Genomic DNA, 22,748 nt, shown 5'->3' with positions numbered 1-22,748 from the left:
CTAGCCGGACAGTTCCCGGCGGATCACCTTGCCGGCGGGATTGCGCGGGATACTGCTCACGATGTTGATGTCCCGGGGCTGCTCGAAACGGGAAACCTTGCCCTTCAAGAACTCTCGTAGCCCCGCAGCGTCGACGTCGCTGCCCGAGCGCGGCACGACGAAGGCGACCAACCGTTTGCCGAACTGCTCGTCGGGCACGCCGACGACGGCGTTCTCGGCGATGTCGGGATGCCCGGCCAGCGCGTTCTCCAGCGCGCGGGGATAGACGTTCTCCCCGCCCGAGACGACCATGTCGTCCTCGCGTCCGACGATGTACAGCCGGCCTATTTCGTCGAGGTACCCCATGTCGCCGGTGCTGGTCATTCCGTCGATGACGGCTTTGCGTTCGGTGCCGCCGCCGGAATAGCCTTCCGAATTCAGTTCCCCGCCAACGAATATGCGTCCGGTGACACGCGGCCCGACGGGTCTGCCGGCGCGGCTGAAGATGCGCACCGGGCAACCCGCGACGGGCCGGCCCACCGTTTCGGGGAACCGCCGCAACTCCGCCGGCGTCGCCAGGGACCCGATACCCACCTCGGTCGATCCGTACAGGTTGTAGACCACGTCGCCGTAGGCGTCCATGAACCGCCGCGCCAGGCCGGGCTCGAGGCGGTCACCGCTGGAAACGACCACCCGCAAGCAGGACAACGGGTTTCGTGCCCGCACCCGTTGCGGTAGATCGAGAATCCGCGCCAGCATGATCGGCACCGCGCTCATCGAGTCGGCGCGGTGCAGCGAGGCCTGCGCGAGGGTGGCTTCGGCGTCGAAGCGCCGGTGGGTCAGGATGGTGCCGCCCAGGCTGACGGTCAGCGTCAGCATCCCGAATCCCAGACCGTGAAACATCGGTGTCGCCATGGCCATTCGGGTGCCGACGTGCAGACCGGTGCGTTCGAGAATGGTGACGCCGACGCCCAGACCCGAGCTGACCTTCGGCGTTCGTGGCACCCCTTTAGGCACCCCGGTGGTGCCCGACGTCAACAGGACGATGCGGCCCGAACGCGCCACCTGGGGGCGCGACCCGGGGCATGGTTTAGCCTGCAACGGGTCGATCGCAGTGATCGCATCCGAGGCGTGGTGGATCTGGTCGAGAAACTCGTTGTCGCAGAACATCGTCTGGATCTGGTGGCCGGCCAGCGCGCCCGCCAGGGCGTCGGCGCGGAACTCGGTGTTGACCAATACGATGTCGGCGCCTATCAGGCCGGTGGCGAAGACCGCCGCGACGAAGTTGCGGCCGTTGCGGCACATGATTCCCACGGGCTTGCCCGCCCTCACCCCGGCTTCGAGCAGCGTGCGGGCGAGCGATTCGGTAATCTCTTGCAGCTCAGAGTAACTCAGCACACCGTCGTCGTCGATGATCGCCGTCCGGTCCGGCCATCGGGCCGCTGCGACTGCGAGCAAGGTGTACAGGTTGGTGCCGCCCCGCGCTGCCTCGCGGAGCACGCGCAGCGCCGCTGCGGGCCCGGGCGGACCGAGCAGTCCCGAAGACATCACCGCGCGGATCGCCGTGGCCACGACGCTGTCGGTCATGACCGGTCCTGCTTGCTCTCGGCTGCGGAGAAGAACCGGCGGTACCAGATCCGGGCGGCCCGTTCGGCCGGTCCGGCCAGCAGCACCGAGGCCAGTTCGGCCGGCCAGACCCAAGGCGGTTCGTTGGTGCGGGGCCGCTCGATGATCGCCTGGGCGACCGCGTCGGCGGCCTGGTCCGGCGTCAGCCCCGGAAACCGGCTCAGCAGCGGAGTGGGTTCGATCATCCGGGTGCGGACCAGCGCGAAGTAGATGGTGGACACGTCGATGCCGTCAAGTTGCAGTTCCGGCGCGACGCTACGCAGCCAGCGATCGAATGCGCCCTTGGGAGGCCTGGTAGGCCCCCCACTGCGGCCCGGGAGCCACGCGCACGCCGACACTCGACACGTTCACGATCTGCCCGCGGCCCGCCTCGCGCATCAACGGCAGGATGCCCAGCAGCAACCACACCGGCCCCAGGTAATTCACCCCGATGGTGCGCTGGAAGTCGTGCGGCCGGTCGTACTGCTCGTGCAGGGAGCGGCGCAGCGACTTGCCGGCATTGCTCACCACGACGTCCAGCGGCCCGTGGTTCTCGTTGATCTGTTTGGCCAGCTGCGCGACGGCGTCCTCGTCGCTCAGATCGGTGGGATAGACGACGGCCTGTCCTCCGCCGGCGGTGATCGAGGCGGCCACGTCGTCGAGGCGCTCAGCCGAGCGGGCCACCACCAGCACGGTCGCTCCGGCCGCCGCCAGCTTGCGCGCGGTCGCTTCGCCGATGCCGTACGAGGCGCCGGTGACCAGGGCGGTCTTGCCGGAGACGACTGCGCGCAGCCGGTCGGGATCCGAAATCCGCGCCGGGTTGGCCAATCTGTCGACACCCCGGTCAACTGCCTGCAAAACCAGGTTCATCGGCGCGTCCTTCGATAGCGTTCCACCCGTCATGCCCATTCGTGACCCATGGTCACAATTGCAGCTACCGACCGGGCGCGTCCAGCGTCTCGGCCAAGTTGCGTTCGGAACGCGCTCCTGACGGCGCGCCGGCTACGTCAAACTGGACGGGTGGCGTCGTGACCAGTCGGGGTGGATGCCGGGTTTCATGCCTGCTCCCCGCCGTTTCGGTGGGCGGTGAATTCGCCGGCGGCGTCCGGAGTTTCATGGCAGGGGTCTTGATGCCAGTCGCCGAAGGGGTCGTCGTAACCGTCCCATTGGTCTTGATCGGCCATCTCGGCGTCGGTCAACAGGGCGTGCTGCAACGCCGCGGTGATCTCAGCGGGCTCTGCGCCGCAGACCAGCACGGTGATCGCGGTGTGCCGGTCGCCATGGTGGAACTCCCACATCAGATCTGCGAACAGGCGCCGTTCGGGGTCGACTCCGGTGACCTCCGAGATGTCCATGGCGGCCAGCCATTTGCCCGCTGAGGCGACCCGCAGGCCGCCGCCGGCAGATTCCAGCCACATGACGTGATCGGGACGGTTCGCCAGCCACAACCGCCCGCGGGTCCGGACGACGCCGTCGAGCAGTCGGTCGACGGCGTCATGCAGCCGTTCCGGTCGGAAGGGGCGGCGCGCGTTGAACTCGACGATCGCGACCCTCCCCTCGGAGTTCAAGGGCGGCAGGCCGGCCAGCAGCGGTGCATGCGGCGAATCGCTGCGGCCCCGGCGTGAATGTTCGTCGAGGTGCGCCAGCGCGAGTTCGACGCGATCGGTGCCGACGGTGATCCGCGCGCGCGGGGCCAGTCGGCGCAATACGGCCAGCGTGCTGGGTTCGGGCTGGGTCAGCACCAACAAGTCGGCGAACTCTGCCTGGCCGACGGTCGCTTGGGCCACCGTGCGTCCGTCCGGCAACCCCTCGTCGCCGAGGGACTGGGTCAGCCACCGCTGCGTGTCGATGCACGTGACAACCCCGCCGATCCGAACGTCGCGGCCCGCCGGGCCGTCCGGATAACCCGGCCCGACCCGCACCGGAACGTGGTTGATCGCCCAGCACACGGGTTCGGGTTCCAGCCAGGGCGCCAGGTGCACGACGATGCGGTCCACATTGGAGCGACGGTGCAACTTGCGCAGCAACACCAGCAGATCGTTGCGGATAGTGCAGGCAAGGCAGCCGTGCGCCAACTCCAGCGCCTCCTCGATCGTGGTGAGTTCGCCGCGGTTCAACGTGATGACGGTTCGGCGCACCACATGGCCGTCGAAACGGTGCTCCACCACCGCGGTACCCGGCTGCCGCAACAGCGTGCCCGCCACATCGTCGGTAGCACCCTGGCCGGCCACCAGCACCACCTCAGTTCGCATCACTGCACCCCTTATTGAAAATCGTTTTCATTAAGGCTACAGTGCCATTCGCAGGTTGTCTAAACAGGAGGCTCTACATGTCCGCGCGCTGTCAAGTCACCGGCCGCACAGTCGGTTTCGGTAACGCGGTCTCGCATTCACATCGCAGGACGCGGCGGCGCTGGTCGCCCAATCTGCAGACGAAAACCTATTACTTGCCGTCGGAGGACAGGCGGGTGAAGTTACGGGTCAGCACGAAGGGCATCAAGGTGATCGATCGCGACGGCATCGAGGCCGTCGTCGCGCGGCTGCGCCGGGCGGGAACGCGTATCTGATGGCGCGCAACGAGATTCGTCCGATCGTGAAACTGCGTTCGACCGCGGGAACCGGCTATACCTACATCACCCGCAAGAACCGGCGAAACGACCCCGATCGCCTGGTGCTGAAGAAGTACGACCCCGTGCTGCGCCGGCACGTCGAGTTTCGCGAGGAGCGCTGAATGGCGAAGAAATCCAAGATCGTCAAGGACATGCAGCGGCGCGAAACCGTCGCAAGGTACGCCGAACGGCGAGCAGAGCTCAAGAAAGTCATTCGGTCACCGGCCAGCAGCCCGGAGCAGCGGTTACTCGCCCAGCAGGCTCTCGCCCGGCAGCCGCGGGACGCCAGTCCGGTGCGGTTGCGAAATCGCGACTCGATCGACGGGCGACCCCGGGGCCACCTGCGCAAGTTCGGTTTGTCTCGGGTGCGGGTGCGCGAACTGGCTCATCAGGGACAGTTGCCCGGCGTACGCAAGGCGAGTTGGTAGATGGCGCACCGACCGAAACGCACAGCGCGTAGCATCGTCAAACCGTCGACGCCGAGACGGAACCTGCTGACGAGCCTCGGCCTCGCCGTTGTGGACTACAAGGACACGAAAACACTGCGGCTGTTCGTCTCCGAACGCGGCAAGATCCGGTCCAGGCGCGTCACCGGGTTGACCGCCCAGCAACAACGCCAGGTCGCGACCGCAATCAAGAATGCCCGCGAGATGGCGTTACTGCCATACATTTCCACGCCCTGAGTGCTCGACCCGTCAGTCGCGGACAAAACCCTTGTTGCGCATCAGCCCATCCGCCAAGAACCCGTCATGCGGAACATCCGGTGCGCCATAGTGGGTCGGGTGTCGACCGAGGTAGACATTGCTCACCGTAGGCTCGGCCACCAGGGTGTCAACCAACTGTTGATCTCCGGTTATCAGGTTGAGCACCAATGAGTTTCGCAGGGGATCGACGCCATCATCCCGCGACCACGGCGCCACCCAGACGCACGGGAACGGCAGCTCGACATTGAGCGTGTCGACGTCGGGCCGCGCCATCAAGTGGACGGCCGGCCGCAATGCCGCACAACCGTCCCCCACCGCAGCGACCACCTGATCGGCGCCGAGTAACGGGGTGGTGCCGGCCGCCTTGGCGGCCAGATACTCGACCAGCTGCCTCGCCTGCTCGACGGGCTGGGTGGGCAGCATCGCGCGTTCGTCGAAGGCCGGCAGCGGTTGGATCGCGGCCAGCCGGTCGGCGATTGCCCGCGCCAGCGGTTCCGGGTCACCCTCGCAGAGAACGGCGGTGGTGTTGACGCACGCGACTCCACCGAGGCCGGCGATCGAATCGATGATCACATCCAGGTAGTCGCCCCAGTCACGGTCCGCGGTGATCAGGATCTTGGTGCGGCCCGGTCCGTTGACGAGCACCGTCGGATCGCGGGCGTACCTGTCCACCACGTCCTGACCGCCATAGACCATGGCGATGTCGGCCGACCGGATCATCTCGTCGGCACCCCGATGTTCGCAGGGCAAGAACACCGCATCGCAGGCGCGAAACCCAGCTTGCCGCAACGCATTGACCAGTCGATGCGCGGTCAGCGGCTCACGCCGTGATGGGCGGATGGCCACCCGATAGCCCAGCGCCAGCGCTTGTGGCCACAGCCCGTGGACGCCGGGCCCGTTGCCGGCGGCGTGCACGGCGAGCACCTCGCCGCGCCGCACCCACACCGCACCACCGGACCGGGCGTGCTCGTCATGCCAATCGGCCACTGCGCCAACCGGCTGAGCCTGGTGTACCGCGTCGAACGCCGAGGCCACCGCCTCGGCTACACCGCGGGCCCCAGCGCGGACCACGGCGACCGGTAGACCCGAAATTCGGCTGGCCGCACCGACATACGACTCGAAGTCCAGACCCGCGACCAGACTGCCGGCGAAAATGTCGGCCGCCGCGGCCAGTGCCGCTTCGCGTTGCCCCGCCGGCAGCGGCGCTGTCTTGCGCTGCGCGCTGATGGTACGCGACACATACAGCGGTGGAACCAGGCTCAGTTCTACGACCGGATCGGCACAGGTCAACTTCTCGCGGTTGCGGGTCCGGAAGTCGCCGTCGATCCCGAGCGCGTCGATATGCAGCGTGTCAGTACACACCTTCGATGACCTCCTCGCCGTCGAAGGTGGCCACCGGCTGTACCGCGCACAGCGAGTCACCCACTTGCCCAACGGGTCCCGGCACCCGGACGGCGCAGTCACGCTCGAGGTTGTTCGGAATGAACATGCCCTTGCTGATGTGGCTCATCACCACCTGACCCCGCTGCCCGTAGGGCACCTGCGCACCCGATTCCGGATCCACCACACGGAATGCGACGTACGGGGAGCGTGGGTCGAACACGAAGTGCCCCGCACTGTCAGTCCGGGTAGTCGCCTGCGACAGAATCATGGTGCTGCCGAACGCCATTGCGATGACCGTGCCGGGTAAGACGTCGCGCAGCACGTCGAGGGTGTCGGGGTCCACGTGCGCGCCACTGAGCAGTAGGTAACGAACCTTCTCGTTCAGCAGGTCCACCACCCTGTCGTCACGGGCCATCGCCTCCAGCAGCGGTGGTGTGGTGTGCAGATTCGCCACGCGCTGCGTCCGCAGCACGAAGACGGCCTGCTCGACCAGATGGTCGAGGTAAGCCGACACCTCGGCGGCGGCGTTGCGGGCGGTGAGTTTCTTAACCCAGCGCGGATCGATGTCGATCGCGTGGAACACCGAGCCCAGTCGCTGTGAAACCAGCCGCGAAAAGAACCCCACCCCGTGCGGGCCGCTGGGCATCATGCACAGGAAGCCGCGTCCCGCCACGAAGCCGCCGACGGTGAAATCCTCGGTCTGCCATTGGATCACCTGCTCAACCCAGTCCGGCAGCTGCGCGGTGCGTTTGGGCGGCCCGGTGGTGCCGCCCGATTCGAAGATCTGCGGCACCGGCGGCGGCGACCCGTATCCGCGGGGAATGAGGTCCTCGACCGGCGCGGTGCGCAACTCGTTGACGAGGTTGGGGAACAGCGCCAGATCGGCGAATGTCGCGATGTCGGTCAGCGGGTCGAAGTCCAGGGTTTTCGCCGCGTGCAACCAGAAGGCGCTTCCGGTCTCGGCGCCGAAGTGCCAGGCGATCGCGGCACGCAGATACGCATCGGGGTCGTCGACTGGCGTCGACCTGGGTACCTCGAGCAACGAAAAATCATTGCCAGCAACGGGATCGGCCATGAGCCCGATCCTGTCGTATCACCGATCGGTGAGCCACCGGGCTTTCAGCTGTTCCGGCTGCGTTCAGTTGTTGTTGATCTTGCGCGGATCGGTGCCGGTGCGTTCCCAGGCTTCGGCGGCCCAGCTCGTGTAGATAAGGCGCAACGGCAACCGGTTGATCAGCGGGTTCAATGCCCGCATCACCGCGGCGAAGCGCTGAAACCGCTTCTCCTTCTTGGCATCCCACGGCAGTTCGCATACCTCACGCATCTGCGGCGGGCAGGTCCCAACGATCACCAGCCGCGCGTAGGCGTTCAGCGGTGCGGACAAGACCTTCCAGATGGGGCCGGGGATGCGGCGCGGCCCCGGGATGCCCTTGCGCAGGTAGCCGGTGCCGTACAACACCGTCTTGTGCGGCACGAAACGGTCCAGCATGCCGTCCCAGTACGCGACGAATTCGTCGTAGGTCTGCGGCTGGCCCCGGTCGCTGACGCCGTAGAGGGCGTACCAGACCTTGCTCTCGGCGAAGATCTGCTCCTTCTCGGCGTGGGTGAGCCGGCGGATGAACATGTCCGCCGTGTACAGAACCTGGTCCACGAAAGTGGCGTGCGCCCAATAGAACAGTTCGGGGTTCAGTGCGTGGTACCGCGAGCCGTCGCTGATGGTGCCCTTGATCGGCTTGTGGAAATCCCGCACGGTGCGGCCCCACTTGTGTGGGTCAGCGGAGTAGACGGTCTTCATCAGCGGTGGCGCGGTGCGCTTGGCCCGGCCGAGGGTGTCGCTGAAGATCACCGAGTGGTCTAGCACTCCCTGCCCGAGTTGTTCGATGCAGTTCTCGGTGCCCGCGACCCGCTGGAAGCCGAAGATCTGGGTGCGGTGGTCGCCGTAGAACTTCCAGATCAGCGAATCGGGGCCCAGCACCGGGGCAGCGTCAGCGATCTCGTCGACCAGCATGGGGACGGCTTCGCGGATACCGGTCTCGAAATCATCGTCGGCGCGACAGGCCGGCTGATGCTGCCGCCCGCCGTGCTGTAGGTCAAGCTCAGCGGTCATCACGAACTCCTCGTGGCGGGTCGAAGCCGTACCTTGAATCATAGAAACAAATTCGTACTTTTGTTTCATCTTACCATCTGTCAGGCTGAGCTCGACCGTGACGAACGTCGCACAAACAGAGCGGACCACAATGGCAACCATGTCCACGATGCGCCGGAGAGCGACGCCGGCTCGAGAAACGGGCGCCGCGCCCGCCGATCTCGAGCAGGTGATCCTGGACACCGCGCGGTCTGTCTTCGAGACCTACGGCGTGCGACGAGCCAACATCGAAGACGTCGCCGTTCGCGCCGGCGTCAGCCGCAGCACCATCTACCGGCGCTTCCCCACCAAGGACGACCTGTTCGAGGCCGTCGTGCGCCGCGAGGGTCAGACCTTCTTCACCACCCTGGACCAGGCCACCACCGGGCTTGACCCGCAGCAAGCGGTCGTCGAGGCCTTCGCACTCGGTGTGCAGCTCATCGCGGATTCACCCCTGTACTCACGAATCGCCGAGAGCGAACCCGAACTGTTCGGCATGTTCTCCCGCTCGGACACCTTCCCGATCGGCCGGTTCGCCGACGGAATCGCCCATACCCTGCGCCGCTGCGGCGCCGAGCTGGCCGACCACGACCTGGCCAACGTCGCCGACATCTTGCTGCGCGTAGCGGTGGGCATCATCGTGTTCCCCACCGACCGGCTCGACACGTCCGATCAGCAGGCGGTCCGCGACTACGCGGCGCGATACCTGGTGCCGATCATCAGCCTCTAACCGATCACGCCCGACGGGCGGGTAGCCGGCCGCTTGTAGGCTGGTTTGGCGTGTTTGCGCTGATCGACGACGAGAGCCGAGGAGGACTGTGGCGACTCCGGTTGTGGAGGATTCCGACCTGCGCTCCGTACAGCGGGTCCGCCTCGACGTCTCCGGTATGACGTGTGCGGCGTGCGCCAGCCGGGTCGAAACCAAACTCAACAAGGTTCCCGGGGTGCGCGCGTCGGTCAATTACGCCACCCGGGTGGCCACCATCGACGCGGTCGACGTCGGCGTCGACGACCTGTGCGGGGTGGTGGAGAAGGCCGGCTACCAGGCGGCTCCACACCGGGAGTCCACCGGCGTTTCCGCCGACCCCGACGCCGACCAGGCCCGCAGCCTGCTCCGACGGCTACTGGTCGCGGCGGTGTTGTTCGTACCGCTCGCCGACCTGTCCACGATGTTCGCGATGGTGCCCAGCGCCCGGTTCCCCGGCTGGGGCTATGCGTTGATCGCGCTGGCCGCGCCGATCGTGACGTGGGCGGCCTGGCCCTTCCATTCGGTGGCGCTGCGCAACGCGCGGCACCGGACCGCGTCGATGGAGACGTTGATCTCGGTCGGTGTCACCGCAGCCACCGTTTGGTCGCTGGCGACTGTCCTGGTACCCAGGCCGGCGCGGGAGACGCACGGAATCTGGCAGGCCATCCTGCACAGCGACGCGATCTACCTCGAGGTCGCCGCCGGTGTCACGGTGTTCGTGCTGGCGGGCCGGTACTTCGAGGCACGCGCCAAGTCCAAGGCCGGCGGTGCGCTGCGGGCATTGGCCGAGTTGGGCGCCAAGAGCGTGACGGTGCTGTTGGACGATGGCGCCGAACTGGTGATCCCGGCCGAGGAGCTCAAGAAGCGGCAGCGCTTCGTGACCCGACCCGGTGAGACGATCGCCGCGGACGGCATCGTGGTCGACGGGTCGGCGGCGGTCGACACCAGCGCGATGACCGGCGAGGCCAAGCCGGTGCAGGCGCACCCGGACGCGCCGGTGCTGGGTGGCACCGTCGTACTGGACGGCCGCCTGATCATCAAGGCCACCGCGGTGGGCGCCGACACCGCGTTCGCGGCGATGGTCCGGCTTGTCGAAGAGGCGCAGGGACAGAAGGCCCGCGCTCAGCGGCTCGCCGACCGCATCGCCGCGGTGTTCGTACCCGTGGTGTTCGCCATCGCACTACTGGCCGGCACGGCCTGGTTATTTGCCGGCGCCGGGCCGGAGCGCGCCTTCTCGGTGGTGCTCGGCGTGCTGGTGATCGCCTGCCCGTGTGCCCTGGGTTTGGCGACGCCGACCGCGATGATGGTGGCTTCCGGGCGAGGTGCGCAGCTGGGCATCTTCATCAAGGGGTACCGGGCACTGGAGGCCATCCGCTGCATCGACACCGTGGTGTTCGACAAGACCGGCACCCTGACGGTCGGGGCGCTGAGCGTGAGTCGCGTGACGGTCATTCCGGGCCACTCCGCCGAGTCGGTGCTCGCCTTGGCCGCCGCGGTCGAAGCCGCCTCCGAGCATGCCGTGGCGGCCGCGATCGTTGCCGCCGCGTCAGATCCCGCATCGGTCAGCGACTTCACCGCGGTGCCCGGGTGCGGGGCTTCGGGCGTGGTCGGCGACCACCGCGTCGAGGTCGGCAAGCCATCCTGGGTCACTCGGGCCGCGCCCTGCGACGCGACGTTGGACGCCGCCCGCCGTGAGGGCGAGATACGCGGTGAGACAGTGGTTTTCGTATCAGTCGATGGCGTGGTGTGCGCCGCGGTGGCCATCGCGGACACCGTCAAGGACACCGCGGCCGAGGCGATCGCGGCGCTGCACCAGCGCGGGCTGCGAACCATCCTGCTCACCGGCGACAACCAGGCCGCCGCTAACGCGGTGGCCACCCGTGTCGGCATCGACACCGCGATCGCCGAGGTGCTGCCCGAGGGCAAGGTCGCCGAGATTGCGCGTCTTCGCGATGCGGGCCGGGTGGTCGCCATGGTGGGTGACGGCATCAACGACGGCCCCGCTTTGGCTTGCGCCGATTTGGGATTGGCGATCGGGCGCGGCACCGACGTCGCGATCGGCGCGGCCGACGTCATCTTGGTGCGCGACGACCTGACCATCGTCCCGCAGGCGTTGGATCTGGCGCGCGCAACCATGCGCACCATCCGGATGAACATGGTCTGGGCGTTCGGCTACAACGTCGCGGCCATCCCGATCGCCGCTGCCGGCCTGCTCAATCCGTTGATCGCCGGCGCGGCCATGGCCTTCTCGTCGTTCTTCGTGGTATCAAACAGCCTGCGGCTGCGCAATTTTGGCACCCGGTAGGCTCCAATCATGGCCGAACAGACTTTTTCCGTGGACGGACTGCACTGCGACGGGTGCGTGACCACCGTCACGACCGCGCTCAGCGAACTGAAGCCGGTGATGAGTGTCAGCGTCGACCTGGACACCAAAGGCAGTTCCACCGTTCGGATTTCGACCAATGTGGAACTCACCCGCGATCAGGTCCAGGCGGCCCTGGACGGCGAGGGGAATTTCACGGTAGTGGGCTGACGGGCGACACCGTCACCGCCGCATTCGCGACAGTTCCCGCAGCATTGCGTTGTATGCGTCGAGATCATCGTCGGCGTAGTCGCTGTCGGCGTGCCGGTCCGACCTGGCGGCCGCGCGGCGGTCCTGCCGCGCCCATTGGGTCACCAGCGCCACGATCACGATGATCACCGGCAATTCCGTCAGGGTCCAAGCGATCCCACCACCGAGGTGCTGGTCTTCCAGGATGGAGGACAACCATGGCAGATTCACCGATCGGTAGAAGGTCGAGCCCACCGGCGAGGTCATAGTCATCAGCGCGACACCGAAGAACGCGTGAAAAGGCATGACCGCGAACAACAATCCGATCCGGCCCGGGTAGGGCAACCGCCGCGGTCCCGGGTCGATACCGATGATCGCCCAGTAGAACAGGTATCCGACGATCAGGAAGTGGATCGTCATGAACTCGTGGCCCCAGTGGTAGCGGACGAATGTGTCGAACAACGGCGTGAAGTAGACGATGTAGGGCGATCCGACGAAGAGCACGAAAGCCACAATCGGGTGGGAGAGAAAGTTCGTCACCCGGGAATGCAGCAGCCAGGTCAGCCATTCCCGCGGCCCCGGCGGGTTGCCGTCACCGGCGGCGGGCAGCACCCGCAGCGCCAGCGTCACCGGTCCACCGAGGACCAGCAGGACCGGGATGAACATGTTGAGGATCATGTGTTCGGCCATGTGCATGCTGAACATCGCCGACCCGTAAGCCCGCACCCCTGAGCTGCTGGTGATCACCAACGATGCGCAGCCGGCGAGCCACGCAACCAGCCGGCCCACCGACCAGTGGTTGCCCTGGCGGCGCAGCCGGATGAACCCCACCGTGTAGCCGACGGCCAGCACGACGCCGGCCATCCCGACGAAGCTGTCGAAACGCCAGAGCGTCAGCACGCCGACGATGGTGGGTGGGTGCGGTAGTTCGAAACCCAGGTACACATCCCAGCCGGTGTACCGGTGCGCCAGGAAACGCGGTGCGACCTGCGTGGCCATCGCGGCGACCGCCGCCACCGCGGCCGTCATCGCCAGCCCGCCCACCGTGTTGGTCACTGCCCCCGACTCGCGCCGCTTGACCAGCCGCCAACAGTCCGACAGCCACACCCCGGTCACCGCGGCACCGGCGAACAGGCCGAGTCGGGCGAAGTCCGAATCGAACGACCAGCCGGGGATCAGCAGGAAGAGCAGCAGCGCCCCGTACCCCACCGCCAGCGCGCCGGCAGCGGTTTGCAGCAGCACCAGCAGGCGGGTGGTCGGCGCCCCGGTCAGCGCGACGATCAACTTCAGGCCCGTCAGCGCGGCCAGTGCGACCGCGAGCACGATGGCCGCGCTGGTCGAGTAATCATGATCGGGTCCTTGCCCGGCATTGCCCGTCACCGCCGGCGCGACGACGGCGATCACCGTCGGGACAAGTAGCACAACGTGCGGAAGCCAGCGGGTGGTGAAGCGCAGTGTCACCGAGATAGGCAGGGTGCAGATCAGCACCACAACCCAGGCGCGTGCCGTCTCGGACACGGTGACCGCATCCAACAGGGCACCGCTGCCCAGCAGCGCGCCGGCGCCCACCCCGGTGTCGTGTGCGGCCTGCAGCACGGCCATCAGCGCCGCAGCGAAGGTCCACAACAGCGAAACACGTTCTGCCAGAATATGAATACGGAAAGCCTGCGGGTCCAGTAAGCCGTCCGGTTCCGGGCGGGAGGTCGTCACCACCAGGATCAACGCGCCGAGGCACAACGCTGCAAGCAGCGACGCGACGAAGTAACCCACCGGCGCGGCGGCACTGACGAAACCGCCGGGGTAGGGATTGCCGGCGTCGGCGTACCGACGCGGGCCGGAGAGCAGCCCGTAGGCCGCGACAGCGATCGCCGCGACCGCAAAACCCGCGGCCGGCACCACCAGCCGCGGCCAGCCCCGTCGTTCCACCTGCTCAGGCGGTGGCGCTGCGGCGCTTGTCTCGTCGGTTGGCACCCTTGCAGCTTACGACCGCGAGTCGTAGCCATCGGCCGGGCCGCATAGTCTTCGGTAAATGATCCAGGAACTGCCGTTGCGTCTGGTGATGACGGGCTTGTTCCTGCTCAGCGCGGTGTGTTTCGCGGTGGTGATCGACCGACGCTCGGTGGTCTCGGTGATCGGTCACGGCCTGCACGTCACGACCGCCGTCGCGATGGCGGTGATGGCCTGGCCACAGGGCCTGCGACTGCCCGCGACGGCGGTCGAGGTCTTCTTTCTGGGAGCAGCGGGCTGGTTCGCCGCGACCACCGTCCTCGTTGCCCGCGTGCCGGCCGCGCGAGTGGCGGGCGCGTATCACGTGCTCAAGATGCTGGCGATGGTATGGATGTACGACGTGATGGGCGACCGGCCGGCCGTTCTCCCCCGCCACGACACGCCGGATATGCCCGATATGCCGGGAATGGACATGCCCGGGGAACCAACCGGCACCCCCTGGCTGGATATCGGCAATTGGATCTGGGCCGCCGTGTTCCTGCTGGCCACCTTCGCCTGGGGCTGCCGGTTCGTCATGCTGCGGCGGGATCCCGCCGGCGGGGGGTGGCGCGAGCGGCTGGTCAGCGCGGCTCAGACGACGATGGCGGCGGGAATGTCAGTCATGTTCGCCGTCATGGAGTTCACGCACTGAGCGTGGCGACGAAGAGTTCGCCGACAGGATGTACCCGCTGCCCGGTCTGGGCGGGGTTGCCCTTGCCGTCCCAGCTGGGTTGCCGCGAAGGATCCGCGCTCAGCCGGCGCCGGCCGGTCAGCAGCGCTCGGCGCCACGCTCCATCAGGCGTGCGCCGCCGGCCGGGCGATCCGGCTTGGTGCGCAGCACGGTGTGCAGGGCGTGGCAGGCGCGCGCCTTGATCGGCGCGACGAGGTCGGAGCCGCTGGGAGTCTGGTTGATCCAGTTCTGCAATGTGGTCACGGCTCGATCCTTTGTTAAATCACGTTGCTGTATTTCAGCCGGTTCGCTTTACCTGGACACGGCGTGCGGGTAAACACCGCGCGAATCGGTGTTATGGGATACCGCACAGTGCAGGTGCGCACCCGGTTGCGTCACACGGTCATGCCGCCGTCATGGCCGCACGCTCGAGATCGAGCAGCTGGTCGCCATGGCGCTCTTCGTCGTATGCCCGGCGGCCACCCCGCAAACCGAACAGCCGCTTGGAGACCAGTAGGTAGATCACCGCGGCGACGTTGATGCCGAAGGTCACCATCCGGGTCATGGTGATCCCCTTGGCCAGGTCATGAATCTCCAGGGGCAGGAACACCGAGGTGGCCACCACCGCGAAATATTCACCCCAGCGTTTCAGTAGCCACAGGCCGACGCCTTCGACGACCTGCAGGACGGCGTAGGCCGCCAGTAAGCAGGTGATCAACGTCAGGGTGGACGGCTTGGCGGCCAATGCCTTCTCCAGCTCGTGGATGGCCGACATCTGGTCCACCTTGAATCCGGCGGCGCGGAAGATCGGCAGGTCGCGGTCCAGGGTTGCTTGGATGGCTCCCCGCGAGCCGCGGAACGTCCAGACCGCCCACGCCGCGAGCCCAAGTACCACGGCGCGGCCCAGGCGTTCGATGCTGAGCGCGCGGATGATGATGGCTTGACGTAATGCCTTGCCGCGCATGATCAATGGCGCGTCTTCGGGCTTGCCGCGGCCGCGGGGCGCGCCGAGCGCGAAGTCACCGCACCGTAGGCAACGCCACACTTCGCCGAGCTCGGTCTTGGCGTGCAGACGCTCGGCCAGTGCCTCGTCATCCGGGGCATAGGTGGCGTGTCCGGTCAGCGCGCAGGTGATCAGCTCCCAGCGGTTGAGGGTGCGGTTCTTGGTCTTGGCCACGTGCGCTCCTCCGGTGCCTGGTCACGGCCCAACCGAGACGGGCTGCGCCGATCATTCAACGTCGGCCGCGAACGGCGCAAGGGGACGCCGGCCCGCCGTCGCGGCAAAACCCGCTGCGGCCACCAGAACCAGCGACCCAGCAGGGCCGCAATGGACGGCGTCATGAGCGATCGCACGATCAGCGTGTCGAACAACAGTCCCAGACCCATGGTGCTGCCGGCCTGACCGATGGAGCTCAGGTCGCTGGCCACCATGGAGGCCATGGTGAACGCGAACACCAGACCCGCCGCGGTCACCACGCCACCGGTGCTGCCCATGGACCGGATGATGCCGGTCTTCAATCCCGCGCCTATCTCCTCCTGGAAGCGCGATACCAGCAGCAGGTTGTAGTCCGATCCGACCGCCAGCAGGATGATCACACCGAAAACGGGTGCGATCCAGTTAAGTTCGAGTCCGAGGATGTGCTGCCAGACCAGCACCGACAACCCGAACGCCGCGCCCAGCGACAACAGCACCGTCCCGACGATCACCAGCGACGCGACCAAGGCTCGGGTGATGAGCACCATGACGATGAATATCAGTGTGACAGCTGCGATTCCGACGATGAGGATGTCGTACTTCGAGCCGGTCTGAATGTCGTTGTAGATGGCGGCCGTTCCGGTCAGGTAGAACTTGGCGTCGGCCAGCGGTGTGCCTTTCACGGCCTCGTGGGCGGCCTTGAGTTCCGGTTCGACGGCCGAGATCCCTTTGGGGGTGGCTGGATCCGCGTCGTGGATGACGATGAAGCGGGCGGCTTTGCCGTCCGGCGACAGGAAGAGCCGGAGCCCGCGCTGGAAGTCGGGGTTGTCGAACGCCTCGGGCGGTAGGTAGAAGAAGTCGTCGTTGCGCGAGGAGTCGAATGCCTCGCCCATCGCGGCTGCTGTTTCGGTCATCCGCGCCATCTGCTTGACCAGGCCCGCGAAGCTGCTGTGCAGGGTGAGCAGGGTCGCCTGCATGGACTTCGCCGTCGCGATGATGGGCGGGAGCTGGTTGATCAGCTGCGGGAACACGGTGTCGAACTCGCCCATGTCCTTGAGCACCGCATCCATGTTCTGGCTGAATTTGTCGACGCCGTCGAGCGCGTCGAACACCGAGCGGACCGACCAGCAGAGCGAGATGTCGAAACAATGCTGTTCCCAATAGAAGTAGCTGCGCACCGGCCGCCACACATCGTCGAAATCCGCGAAGTGGTCCCGGATCTGGTCCAGGGTGACTTTCACCTCGCCCAGGTCGCCGTCCATCCGGTGGGTGGTGTCGCGCAGCTGATCCATCAGCCCGTACATCCGCTGCATCGACGTCACCACGGTTCCGAGATCGTCGCTCATCTTCAACATGTCGGCCATGCGATCGTTCATGAATTGCAGGTTCTGGCTGATGGGGATCGACTGCATGCTGACCTGGAACGGGATCGAGCTGTGTTCGATGGGGCCGCCGAGTGGCCTGGTGATGCCTTGGATCCGGGCGATGCCCGGGGTGCGGAAAATGTTCTTGGCGATCCGGTCCAGGACGATCATGTCGGCGGGATTGCGCATGTCGTGGTCGCCCTCGACCATCAGGATGTCCGGATTCATCCTGGCCGCGCTGAAATGCCGTTCCGCCGCTGTGTATCCGACGTTCGACGGGAGATTGCCGGGTATGTAATAGCGATCGTTGTAACTGGTCTTCATGGTCGGCACGATGAGCAGACCAATCAACGCGACGAGCAGGGCGGCGGCAGCGATCGGCCCCGGCCAGCGCACCGCCGCTGTTCCAATGCGCCGCCACCCCCGGACCTTGATGGCCCGCTTGGGGTCGAGCAGGCCGAACCGGCTTGCGACGGCGACCACCGCGGGCGCGAAGGTCAACGCCCCCGCGATCACGACGAGCAGACCCAGCGCCGACGGTATGCCCAGTGCCTTGAAGTACGCCAACCGCGCCAGATACAGACACAGGGTCGCGCCCGCGATCGTCAGACCGGAACCCAGGATGACGTGATACGTACCGCGAAACATGGTGTAGTAGGCGGCTTCCCGGTCTTCACCCGCTTGGCGCGCCTCCTGGTAGCGCCCGACGAGGAAGATCGCGTAGTCCGTCCCGGCGGCGATCGCCAGCGACGACAGCATCGCGACGACGAACGTCGAGAAACCGAGCAGATGATGGTCTCCGAGCAGGGCGACAACGCTTCTGGCCGTTCCCATTTCCACGCCCACCATGGCCAGGACCAGCAGCACGGTACTCACCGAGCGGTAGACGAGGGCCAGCATGATCACGATGACCAGGCCCGTCACGCCCATCATGGTGAACATGCTCTTGTCGGCCGCTTCGTTCATGTCCGTGGTGAGGGCGGCCGGCCCGGTGACGTAGGCTTTGACACCTGGGGGTGGATGCGATTCGTCGACGATTTTGCGCACTGCGTCGACGGATTGATTGGCCAAGGTACTGCCTTGGTTGCCGGCGATATGGATCTGAACGTAGGCGGCTTTGCCGTCGCTGCTCTGCGACCCGGCCGCGGTGATCAGGTCGCCCCACAGGTTCTGGACGTGCTGAACGTGCTTGGTCTCAGCCCCAAGGCTTTTGACCAGCCCGTCGTAATACCGGTGCGCCTGGTCGCCGAGTTGCGTGTCGCCTTCCAGGACGATCATGACGATGCTGTCGGAGTCCGATTCGCCGAACTTCTTGCCGATCGCCTTGGCGGCGATCACCGATGGCGCGTCGGCGGGCGACATCGAGATCGCGTTCTCGCGCGCGACCCGTTCGATCGGCGGCACCAGAACATTCAGGGCGATCGTGACGCCGAGCCAGAGCAGGATGATCGGCAGCGCGAACACCCGGACCGCCCGCATGAAACGCGGCGGCGAGACGGGGCCGGTGCTCATGCTGCCTTCACCAGACAGAACGTCTGCGCGTGGTGTCCCACGCTGGATTGTTCGTCCTTGACATCGCCGTTGACGGTGATCCGGCAGCCGATGCGGTCACTGTCACCCTGAGCCAGCACGTTGGCGATCACTGCGGGAATGGTCGTGGTGATCGTGTATGTCCAAGGCAGACTGGTGAATTGCGTCTGCTCGGGCTGCGCGATCTTGTTCAGGTAGCTCACCCGCCCGGTCGTTCCGCTCGGCCCGTAAACCTCGTAGGTCACCCTCTTGGGGTTGAACGACACGATCGTTTCGGCGCGGGTACCGGTGCTGGCGAAGATCTCGTCGGATCCGAACACGCCGCGCAGCCGGAGTACGGCCATCGTGCCCAAGACGACTGCCACCACCACGACCAGGGGAACCCAGACTCTTTTCAGAATCGCGATCACAGCAATATCCCTTTCGTCCGCACCGTGCAGTAATACCATACCCCCTATGGTATATTTGCCAATGTGATGATAACGATCCGCAGCATCGGGAGGCAGAGATGGAGCTGTTGACGCGCGACACCATGGGACACGACGTGACCCTGTGGCTCGATCCGGTGTGCCCCTTCTCCTGGAACACCGCCCGCTGGCTGGACGGCGTCGCCGAGCGCGCCGGCTTCGGAATCGATTGGCGGCTGCTCAATTTGGCGATCTTGAACGAAGGCCGTGAGTTGCCGCCCCAGCAGCGCGCGCGAATGCGCGATTCGCAACGGGTCGGTCGGCTGATGGCGGCGATCCGCGCCGAACTCGGCGGCCAGGGACTCGCGAAAGCCTACTTCTCGTTCGGCCGAAGGTACTTCGACGCATCGGCCGCAGTGGACGACCGGCTTGCCGAACACGTCCTGCGCGACGCCGGGGCCGGGCACACCACGGTCGGCGTGTTGTCCGACGTCTCACTGGACGACGCCGTCCGCCAATCACATCGGGCCGGCCAGGACGCCCTCGGCGAGGCGGGCGGGAGCCCGATGCTGAGCATCGACGGCAATACCTTCTTCGGCCCGGTACTCACTGCCGTGCCGACCCCCGAAGCCGGCGGGGCGCTGTTCGACGCCTTCGTCATACTCGCCGCCACCCCCGAGTTCAGCCAGTTGCAGCGCCCCCGCACGCACGCGTGAGCCCGTTGCAGTGGAATACCCCCTGGGGTACGTTGGGTTGAAGTGGATGAAGAGCATCGAGATGGAGATGGAACATGAGTGCTGACGAGGACAACATCGCCGCGGTGCTCAACCGCCTGCGCCGGGCGCAGGGGCAGCTGGCGGGCGTGATCACGATGATCGAACAGGGCCGCAACTGCAAGGACGTCGTCACACAGCTCGCGGCGGTATCCCGCGCACTGGACCGCGCCGGCTTCAAGATCGTCGCGTCCGGCCTGCGCGACTGCATCAACGGGACAAAACACGGCGATTCGGCGCCGCTGACCGAAGCCGAACTGGAAAAACTCTTCCTGGCCCTGGCCTGACTAAGGAGGCACTCGCAATGACCACGCAGACAACGGGTTTGACCACCACGCTGCACGTCCCCTTCGACGACGCGATCGAAAAGACCACCAACGCCCTCGCCGAGCATGGCTTCGGCGTACTGACCCGGATCGACGTCAAGGCCACGCTGAAGCAGAAGCTGGGCGAGGACATGGAGGACTACACCATCCTCGGCGCCTGCAACCCGCAGCTCGCGCATCGCGCTCTCGACGTCGACCGCCAGATCGGCCAGCTGCTGCCGTGCAACGTGGTGGTGCGGGCCGACACCGCGGGTTCCGACGGCGGGGTGATCGTCGAGGCCATGGACCCGCAGCTGATGGTCCGCGCCATCGACCAACCCGGCCTGCAGGAAGTCGCCGACCAGGCCGCCGCCAAGCTGCGGGCAGCGATCGGCGACCTCAGTAGCTGATTCGGGCCGCCTCTTCGGCCAGACGCCTGCCCACGGTCTGGATCTGCCGTCGGCTGAGGTCGCACAGCGGGTGCACGGCGACGATCAGGCCCACCCGTCCGCCGTGGTCGAACACCGGTGCCGCGATGGTGGCCACGGAGGGTGCCGCGTCGTCGGCACTGTCTTCGAAAAGAGCTCCGCTGGCGGTGAATTCGACCAGCAGCTGATCCATGAGCTGCCGCACCGAAGCGGGCATCTCGTCGCCCTGTAGCTCCCCGACCAGTTGGGCGGCCTGCGCCAGCGCGGGTGTGGTGCAGTCCACGTCGAATCCGCGTTGGCGGGTTCGCGCCAACACCCCGTCCAGGCGGCGCGCGCGTTCGCTGTCGCTGCCTGCTCCGCGCCGGATCCAGTCGCGTTGCCCGTCAGGCGTGTCCCAGGCGGCAAAGGCAACCCCGAACGGCGGGGCATAGGGAATCCGGTCCCCGGGCAGGCCGGACGGTTCGGTGGCGGCATCGCCCTCGAAGGCGGTGATCACCAGTGAGTCGCCGAACCGCTCGACCACCGAACCGGCATACCCCACCTCCGCCAATACGCGCAGCACGGCGGCGCGTGCGGCATGCGCCAGGGGCCGCGCCGCGTCGGTGCGAGCCGCGACCACGGCCAGAGCCGGACCCAACGTGAAGGTCTTTGACACCGGGTCACGGCTCGCCCAGCCCCGGTCGCACAGCGTCTTGAGTATTGCGTGCGCCGTCGCCTGGGTGAGACCGAGTTCGCGCACCACATCGGAGAAGCGCAGTCGCGCGTCACCCGCGCGGGCCAGCAACTCCACCACGTCGAGCACGCGCGCGGTGGGCGCCGAAGTCGATCCGCGAATGGCTTGACTCCTCACCGTCGACGTTCCTACAGTGACCTTGATATGTCGAGAATATATCTCGATTATTCGAGATATTGGAAGCTGGGGCAATGCGCGCTGTCGTGCTGCGGAACGGCCGGTTGCAGGTGCGCGCGACGCCGGATCCCACGCCCGGGCCCGGCGAACTGCTGCTCAAGACGCTGAGCACCGCGATCTGTGCCTCAGACGTGCATTACCTGGACCACCCGGAACTGGCGATCAACGATCCGACCGGCAGGTCTCTGTACGACCCAGACCGCGACATCGTGCTCGGTCACGAATTTGTCGGCGAGGTAATCGGATTCGGCCCCGGCTGTACGGATGATTTCGCCGTCGGCTCCCGCGTGACGGCGATGCCCGTTCGCCTGGTGGAGGGTGGAGCCGGCGGCCTGCGCATCATCGGCCAGCATCCGGAGGCGCAGGGCAGCTTCGCCGAGTTGTTGGTGGTTTCGGAGGCCGCCGCCAAACCGGTGACCGGCGATGTGTCCAGCGACGCCGTCGCCCTGACCGACGCGTTCGCGGTCGGCGAGTTCTATGTGCGGTCGGCTCGGCTGCGGCCGGGTGAGGTTCCGATTGTCATCGGGGCCGGCGCAATCGGGCTCTCCGCGGTCGCCGCGCTGGCCAGTCGGGGCATCGAACCAATCGTCGTCACCGACTTCAAGGCGGACCGCCGGGATCTGGCCCGGGCCGGGTTCGGCGCGCACATTGTGGTCGACCCCGCCGCCACGCCGGCGTTCGACGCGTTCCGGGAGGTGCGCGCGCAGCGTGGATTGCCCGGTCCCGCAGTCGTTTTCGAGTGTGTCGGTGCCCCCGGTCTGATCCAGCGGATCGTCGAAGAGGCCGAGATGGGGACGCGGATCTATTGCGCGGGCGGCTGGTACACGGGTGACGCGCTGGACATCACCACCGCCACCCGCCAAGGCGTCACCATCCAGTTCGGCGGGGGCCCGCACCCCCCAGGACTGGTACGGCACGCTCGATGCGATCGCGTCGGGACGGCTGGACCCGCTGCCCAGCGTCGGCAAGATCATCACCCTCGACGAGGTCCCCGACGCACTGGAACTGGCCCGCAGATCCGAGGGTCCGCCGCGGATCATCGTTCACCCGAACGGAGCCGTCGCATGACCGAACGCGAGGATCGACAAGATATTTCGGACCTGCTGGTGCGCTACGCGACCGCCATCGACCGACGCGAGTACCAACTGCTCGGCACGGTCTTCACCGACCAATGCGACGTGGACTACGGCGAGATCGGCACCTGGCGTACCGCAACCGAGGTGATCGAGTTCATGGACTCGGCGCACGCGATGGCCGGGTACACACTGCACCGACTGAGCAATATCGCCATCACCATCGAGGGCGATCATGCCGAGGCCCGCACCTACATCGACGGTCTCATCATGGCGGCCGACAATCAGGGTGGGGTCAACGCGGTCGGGTTCTACGACGATGTACTGGTCCGGACCGCCGACGGATGGCGCATCACCCGTCGGCAGTTCACCGCGGTGCGCGTGGTAGCGGTCGGGTAGCGCGG

The 22,748-nt window shown here is 66.7% G+C and carries 23 protein-coding genes and 2 pseudogenes; 13 read left to right on the top strand and 12 right to left on the bottom strand.

The window, feature by feature from the left end; translation table 11 throughout:
- The 3 genes and pseudogenes from L6444_RS01480 to mrf all read right to left on the bottom strand — a co-directional run bounded on the left by L6444_RS01480 (position 1) and on the right by mrf (position 3,836).
- Positions 1-1,566, bottom strand: a complete 1,566-nt coding sequence (locus L6444_RS01480) for an AMP-binding protein (RefSeq protein WP_236979877.1) — start codon at positions 1,564-1,566, stop codon at positions 1-3.
- Positions 1,563-2,454: pseudogene (locus L6444_RS01475) on the bottom strand (SDR family NAD(P)-dependent oxidoreductase). Before L6444_RS01475 ends, L6444_RS01480 begins: the two are co-directional and overlap by 4 nt.
- Positions 2,455-2,639: 185 nt before the next feature.
- Positions 2,640-3,836, bottom strand: a complete 1,197-nt coding sequence (gene mrf, locus L6444_RS01470) for a ribosome hibernation factor-recruiting GTPase MRF (RefSeq protein WP_236979875.1) — start codon at positions 3,834-3,836, stop codon at positions 2,640-2,642.
- A gap of 77 nt (positions 3,837-3,913) precedes the next feature.
- On the opposite strand from mrf, the gene rpmB reads away from it, so the two are divergent.
- Genes rpmB through rpsR form a run of 4 tightly spaced genes read left to right on the top strand, consistent with a single transcriptional unit; the run spans position 3,914 to position 4,875 of the window.
- Positions 3,914-4,150 (top strand): 50S ribosomal protein L28, encoded by a 237-nt coding sequence (rpmB, locus tag L6444_RS01465; protein WP_236979867.1) that lies wholly within the window; start codon positions 3,914-3,916, stop codon positions 4,148-4,150.
- Positions 4,150-4,314 carry a 50S ribosomal protein L33 gene (rpmG, locus tag L6444_RS01460; protein ID WP_236979864.1) on the top strand — a complete coding sequence of 55 codons (165 nt, stop codon included), beginning with the start codon at positions 4,150-4,152 and terminating at the stop codon, positions 4,312-4,314. Before rpmB ends, rpmG begins: the two co-directional genes overlap by 1 nt.
- Positions 4,315-4,620 (top strand): 30S ribosomal protein S14, encoded by a 306-nt coding sequence (gene rpsN, locus L6444_RS01455; protein ID WP_236979862.1) that lies wholly within the window; start codon positions 4,315-4,317, stop codon positions 4,618-4,620.
- Positions 4,621-4,875 carry a 30S ribosomal protein S18 gene (gene rpsR / locus L6444_RS01450; protein WP_236979854.1) on the top strand — a complete coding sequence of 85 codons (255 nt, stop codon included), beginning with the start codon at positions 4,621-4,623 and terminating at the stop codon, positions 4,873-4,875.
- Positions 4,876-4,887: 12 nt separating this feature from the next.
- On the opposite strand, the gene L6444_RS01445 is transcribed toward rpsR, so the two are convergent.
- The 3 genes from L6444_RS01445 to L6444_RS01435 all read right to left on the bottom strand — a co-directional run bounded on the left by L6444_RS01445 (position 4,888) and on the right by L6444_RS01435 (position 8,287).
- Entirely contained in the window at positions 4,888-6,258 is a 1,371-nt protein-coding gene (locus L6444_RS01445; RefSeq protein ID WP_236979852.1) for an aldehyde dehydrogenase family protein, read from the bottom strand.
- Complete coding sequence (locus tag L6444_RS01440) at positions 6,248-7,354, bottom strand: acyl-CoA synthetase family protein (RefSeq protein WP_236979850.1); 1,107 nt, start codon at positions 7,352-7,354, stop codon at positions 6,248-6,250. The genes L6444_RS01445 and L6444_RS01440 overlap by 11 nt, the downstream gene beginning before the upstream one ends.
- Positions 7,355-7,417: 63 nt before the next feature.
- Positions 7,418-8,287 carry an oxygenase MpaB family protein gene (locus L6444_RS01435; protein WP_236984565.1) on the bottom strand — a complete coding sequence of 290 codons (870 nt, stop codon included), beginning with the start codon at positions 8,285-8,287 and terminating at the stop codon, positions 7,418-7,420.
- Positions 8,288-8,534: 247 nt separating this feature from the next.
- Here L6444_RS01435 and L6444_RS01430 point away from each other — a divergent pair, with 247 nt between their 5' ends.
- The 3 genes from L6444_RS01430 (at position 8,535) to L6444_RS01420 (ending at position 11,685) form a co-directional block, all read left to right on the top strand.
- Complete coding sequence (locus L6444_RS01430; RefSeq protein WP_236984563.1) at positions 8,535-9,134, top strand: TetR/AcrR family transcriptional regulator; 600 nt, start codon at positions 8,535-8,537, stop codon at positions 9,132-9,134.
- Positions 9,135-9,222: 88 nt separating this feature from the next.
- On the top strand, positions 9,223-11,457 hold the full coding sequence (locus tag L6444_RS01425) for a heavy metal translocating P-type ATPase (protein ID WP_236979848.1): 2,235 nt from the start codon (positions 9,223-9,225) through the stop codon (positions 11,455-11,457).
- Between the two features lie 9 nt (positions 11,458-11,466).
- On the top strand, positions 11,467-11,685 hold the full coding sequence (locus tag L6444_RS01420) for a heavy-metal-associated domain-containing protein (RefSeq protein ID WP_236979847.1): 219 nt from the start codon (positions 11,467-11,469) through the stop codon (positions 11,683-11,685).
- Between the two features lie 12 nt (positions 11,686-11,697).
- Here L6444_RS01420 and L6444_RS01415 read toward each other — a convergent pair whose 3' ends face one another.
- Entirely contained in the window at positions 11,698-13,605 is a 1,908-nt protein-coding gene (locus tag L6444_RS01415) for a cytochrome c oxidase assembly protein (RefSeq protein WP_309297851.1), read from the bottom strand.
- Between the two features lie 127 nt (positions 13,606-13,732).
- Between L6444_RS01415 and L6444_RS01410 the strand changes: the two genes are divergently transcribed.
- Positions 13,733-14,341 (top strand): DUF5134 domain-containing protein, encoded by a 609-nt coding sequence (locus L6444_RS01410; protein ID WP_309297908.1) that lies wholly within the window; start codon positions 13,733-13,735, stop codon positions 14,339-14,341.
- 117 nt (positions 14,342-14,458) lie between these two features.
- Here the strand turns inward: L6444_RS01410 and L6444_RS01405 are convergent, their stop codons facing one another.
- The 4 genes from L6444_RS01405 to L6444_RS01390 all read right to left on the bottom strand — a co-directional run bounded on the left by L6444_RS01405 (position 14,459) and on the right by L6444_RS01390 (position 18,858).
- Positions 14,459-14,623 (bottom strand): hypothetical protein, encoded by a 165-nt coding sequence (locus L6444_RS01405; RefSeq protein ID WP_236979845.1) that lies wholly within the window; start codon positions 14,621-14,623, stop codon positions 14,459-14,461.
- Between the two features lie 139 nt (positions 14,624-14,762).
- A complete protein-coding gene (locus tag L6444_RS01400; protein ID WP_236979843.1) occupies positions 14,763-15,536 on the bottom strand; it encodes a DUF2127 domain-containing protein in 774 nt (257 codons plus the stop codon).
- Positions 15,494-18,430, bottom strand: coding sequence for an MMPL/RND family transporter (locus tag L6444_RS01395; RefSeq protein WP_236979841.1), 2,937 nt, complete (start codon positions 18,428-18,430; stop codon positions 15,494-15,496). Before L6444_RS01395 ends, L6444_RS01400 begins: the two co-directional genes overlap by 43 nt.
- A complete protein-coding gene (locus tag L6444_RS01390; protein ID WP_370653060.1) occupies positions 18,427-18,858 on the bottom strand; it encodes an MmpS family transport accessory protein in 432 nt (143 codons plus the stop codon). Before L6444_RS01390 ends, L6444_RS01395 begins: the two co-directional genes overlap by 4 nt.
- 98 nt (positions 18,859-18,956) lie before the next feature.
- On the opposite strand from L6444_RS01390, the gene L6444_RS01385 reads away from it, so the two are divergent.
- The 3 genes from L6444_RS01385 to L6444_RS01375 all read left to right on the top strand — a co-directional run bounded on the left by L6444_RS01385 (position 18,957) and on the right by L6444_RS01375 (position 20,343).
- On the top strand, positions 18,957-19,571 hold the full coding sequence (locus L6444_RS01385; protein ID WP_236979837.1) for a mycothiol-dependent nitroreductase Rv2466c family protein: 615 nt from the start codon (positions 18,957-18,959) through the stop codon (positions 19,569-19,571).
- A 74-nt stretch (positions 19,572-19,645) separates the two neighbouring features.
- On the top strand, positions 19,646-19,915 hold the full coding sequence (locus tag L6444_RS01380) for a metal-sensitive transcriptional regulator (RefSeq protein WP_236979835.1): 270 nt from the start codon (positions 19,646-19,648) through the stop codon (positions 19,913-19,915).
- A 17-nt stretch (positions 19,916-19,932) separates the two neighbouring features.
- A complete protein-coding gene (locus L6444_RS01375; protein WP_236979833.1) occupies positions 19,933-20,343 on the top strand; it encodes a DUF302 domain-containing protein in 411 nt (136 codons plus the stop codon).
- Here L6444_RS01375 and L6444_RS01370 read toward each other — a convergent pair.
- A complete protein-coding gene (locus L6444_RS01370; RefSeq protein WP_236984559.1) occupies positions 20,333-21,163 on the bottom strand; it encodes a helix-turn-helix domain-containing protein in 831 nt (276 codons plus the stop codon). The two genes, L6444_RS01375 and L6444_RS01370, sit on opposite strands and share 11 nt — an antisense overlap.
- Positions 21,164-21,285: 122 nt before the next feature.
- On the opposite strand from L6444_RS01370, the pseudogene L6444_RS01365 reads away from it, so the two are divergent.
- Together L6444_RS01365 and L6444_RS01360 are read left to right on the top strand one after the other, a co-directional pair.
- Positions 21,286-22,339, top strand: a pseudogene (locus L6444_RS01365) (zinc-binding dehydrogenase).
- Positions 22,336-22,743 carry a nuclear transport factor 2 family protein gene (locus L6444_RS01360; protein WP_236984557.1) on the top strand — a complete coding sequence of 136 codons (408 nt, stop codon included), beginning with the start codon at positions 22,336-22,338 and terminating at the stop codon, positions 22,741-22,743. The pseudogene L6444_RS01365 and the gene L6444_RS01360 overlap by 4 nt, the downstream one beginning before the upstream one ends.
- The last annotated feature ends 5 nt before the right edge of the window (positions 22,744-22,748 follow it).

Origin of the sequence: Mycobacterium kiyosense, from assembly GCA_021654635.1 — a bacterium.
GTDB lineage: Bacteria > Actinomycetota > Actinomycetes > Mycobacteriales > Mycobacteriaceae > Mycobacterium > Mycobacterium kiyosense.
Note: the sequence above shows the minus strand (reverse complement) of the source record. Positions and strands in the feature narration are given on the sequence as shown.

What these genes read in the sequence shown, in the direction of transcription:
- L6444_RS01480 (WP_236979877.1), bottom strand. Translation starts at nt 1,566, where the DNA reads ATGACCGACAGCGTCGTGGCCACGGCGATCCGCGCGGTGATGTCTTCG.
- mrf (WP_236979875.1), bottom strand. Translation starts at nt 3,836, where the DNA reads ATGCGAACTGAGGTGGTGCTGGTGGCCGGCCAGGGTGCTACCGACGAT.
- rpmB (WP_236979867.1), top strand. Translation starts at nt 3,914, where the DNA reads ATGTCCGCGCGCTGTCAAGTCACCGGCCGCACAGTCGGTTTCGGTAAC.
- rpmG (WP_236979864.1), top strand. Translation starts at nt 4,150, where the DNA reads ATGGCGCGCAACGAGATTCGTCCGATCGTGAAACTGCGTTCGACCGCG.
- rpsN (WP_236979862.1), top strand. Translation starts at nt 4,315, where the DNA reads ATGGCGAAGAAATCCAAGATCGTCAAGGACATGCAGCGGCGCGAAACC.
- rpsR (WP_236979854.1), top strand. Translation starts at nt 4,621, where the DNA reads ATGGCGCACCGACCGAAACGCACAGCGCGTAGCATCGTCAAACCGTCG.
- L6444_RS01440 (WP_236979850.1), bottom strand. Translation starts at nt 7,354, where the DNA reads ATGGCCGATCCCGTTGCTGGCAATGATTTTTCGTTGCTCGAGGTACCC.
- L6444_RS01435 (WP_236984565.1), bottom strand. Translation starts at nt 8,287, where the DNA reads ATGCTGGTCGACGAGATCGCTGACGCTGCCCCGGTGCTGGGCCCCGAT.
- L6444_RS01430 (WP_236984563.1), top strand. Translation starts at nt 8,535, where the DNA reads ATGCGCCGGAGAGCGACGCCGGCTCGAGAAACGGGCGCCGCGCCCGCC.
- L6444_RS01420 (WP_236979847.1), top strand. Translation starts at nt 11,467, where the DNA reads ATGGCCGAACAGACTTTTTCCGTGGACGGACTGCACTGCGACGGGTGC.
- L6444_RS01410 (WP_309297908.1), top strand. Translation starts at nt 13,733, where the DNA reads ATGATCCAGGAACTGCCGTTGCGTCTGGTGATGACGGGCTTGTTCCTG.
- L6444_RS01395 (WP_236979841.1), bottom strand. Translation starts at nt 18,430, where the DNA reads ATGAGCACCGGCCCCGTCTCGCCGCCGCGTTTCATGCGGGCGGTCCGG.
- L6444_RS01385 (WP_236979837.1), top strand. Translation starts at nt 18,957, where the DNA reads ATGGAGCTGTTGACGCGCGACACCATGGGACACGACGTGACCCTGTGG.
- L6444_RS01380 (WP_236979835.1), top strand. Translation starts at nt 19,646, where the DNA reads ATGAGTGCTGACGAGGACAACATCGCCGCGGTGCTCAACCGCCTGCGC.
- L6444_RS01375 (WP_236979833.1), top strand. Translation starts at nt 19,933, where the DNA reads ATGACCACGCAGACAACGGGTTTGACCACCACGCTGCACGTCCCCTTC.
- L6444_RS01360 (WP_236984557.1), top strand. Translation starts at nt 22,336, where the DNA reads ATGACCGAACGCGAGGATCGACAAGATATTTCGGACCTGCTGGTGCGC.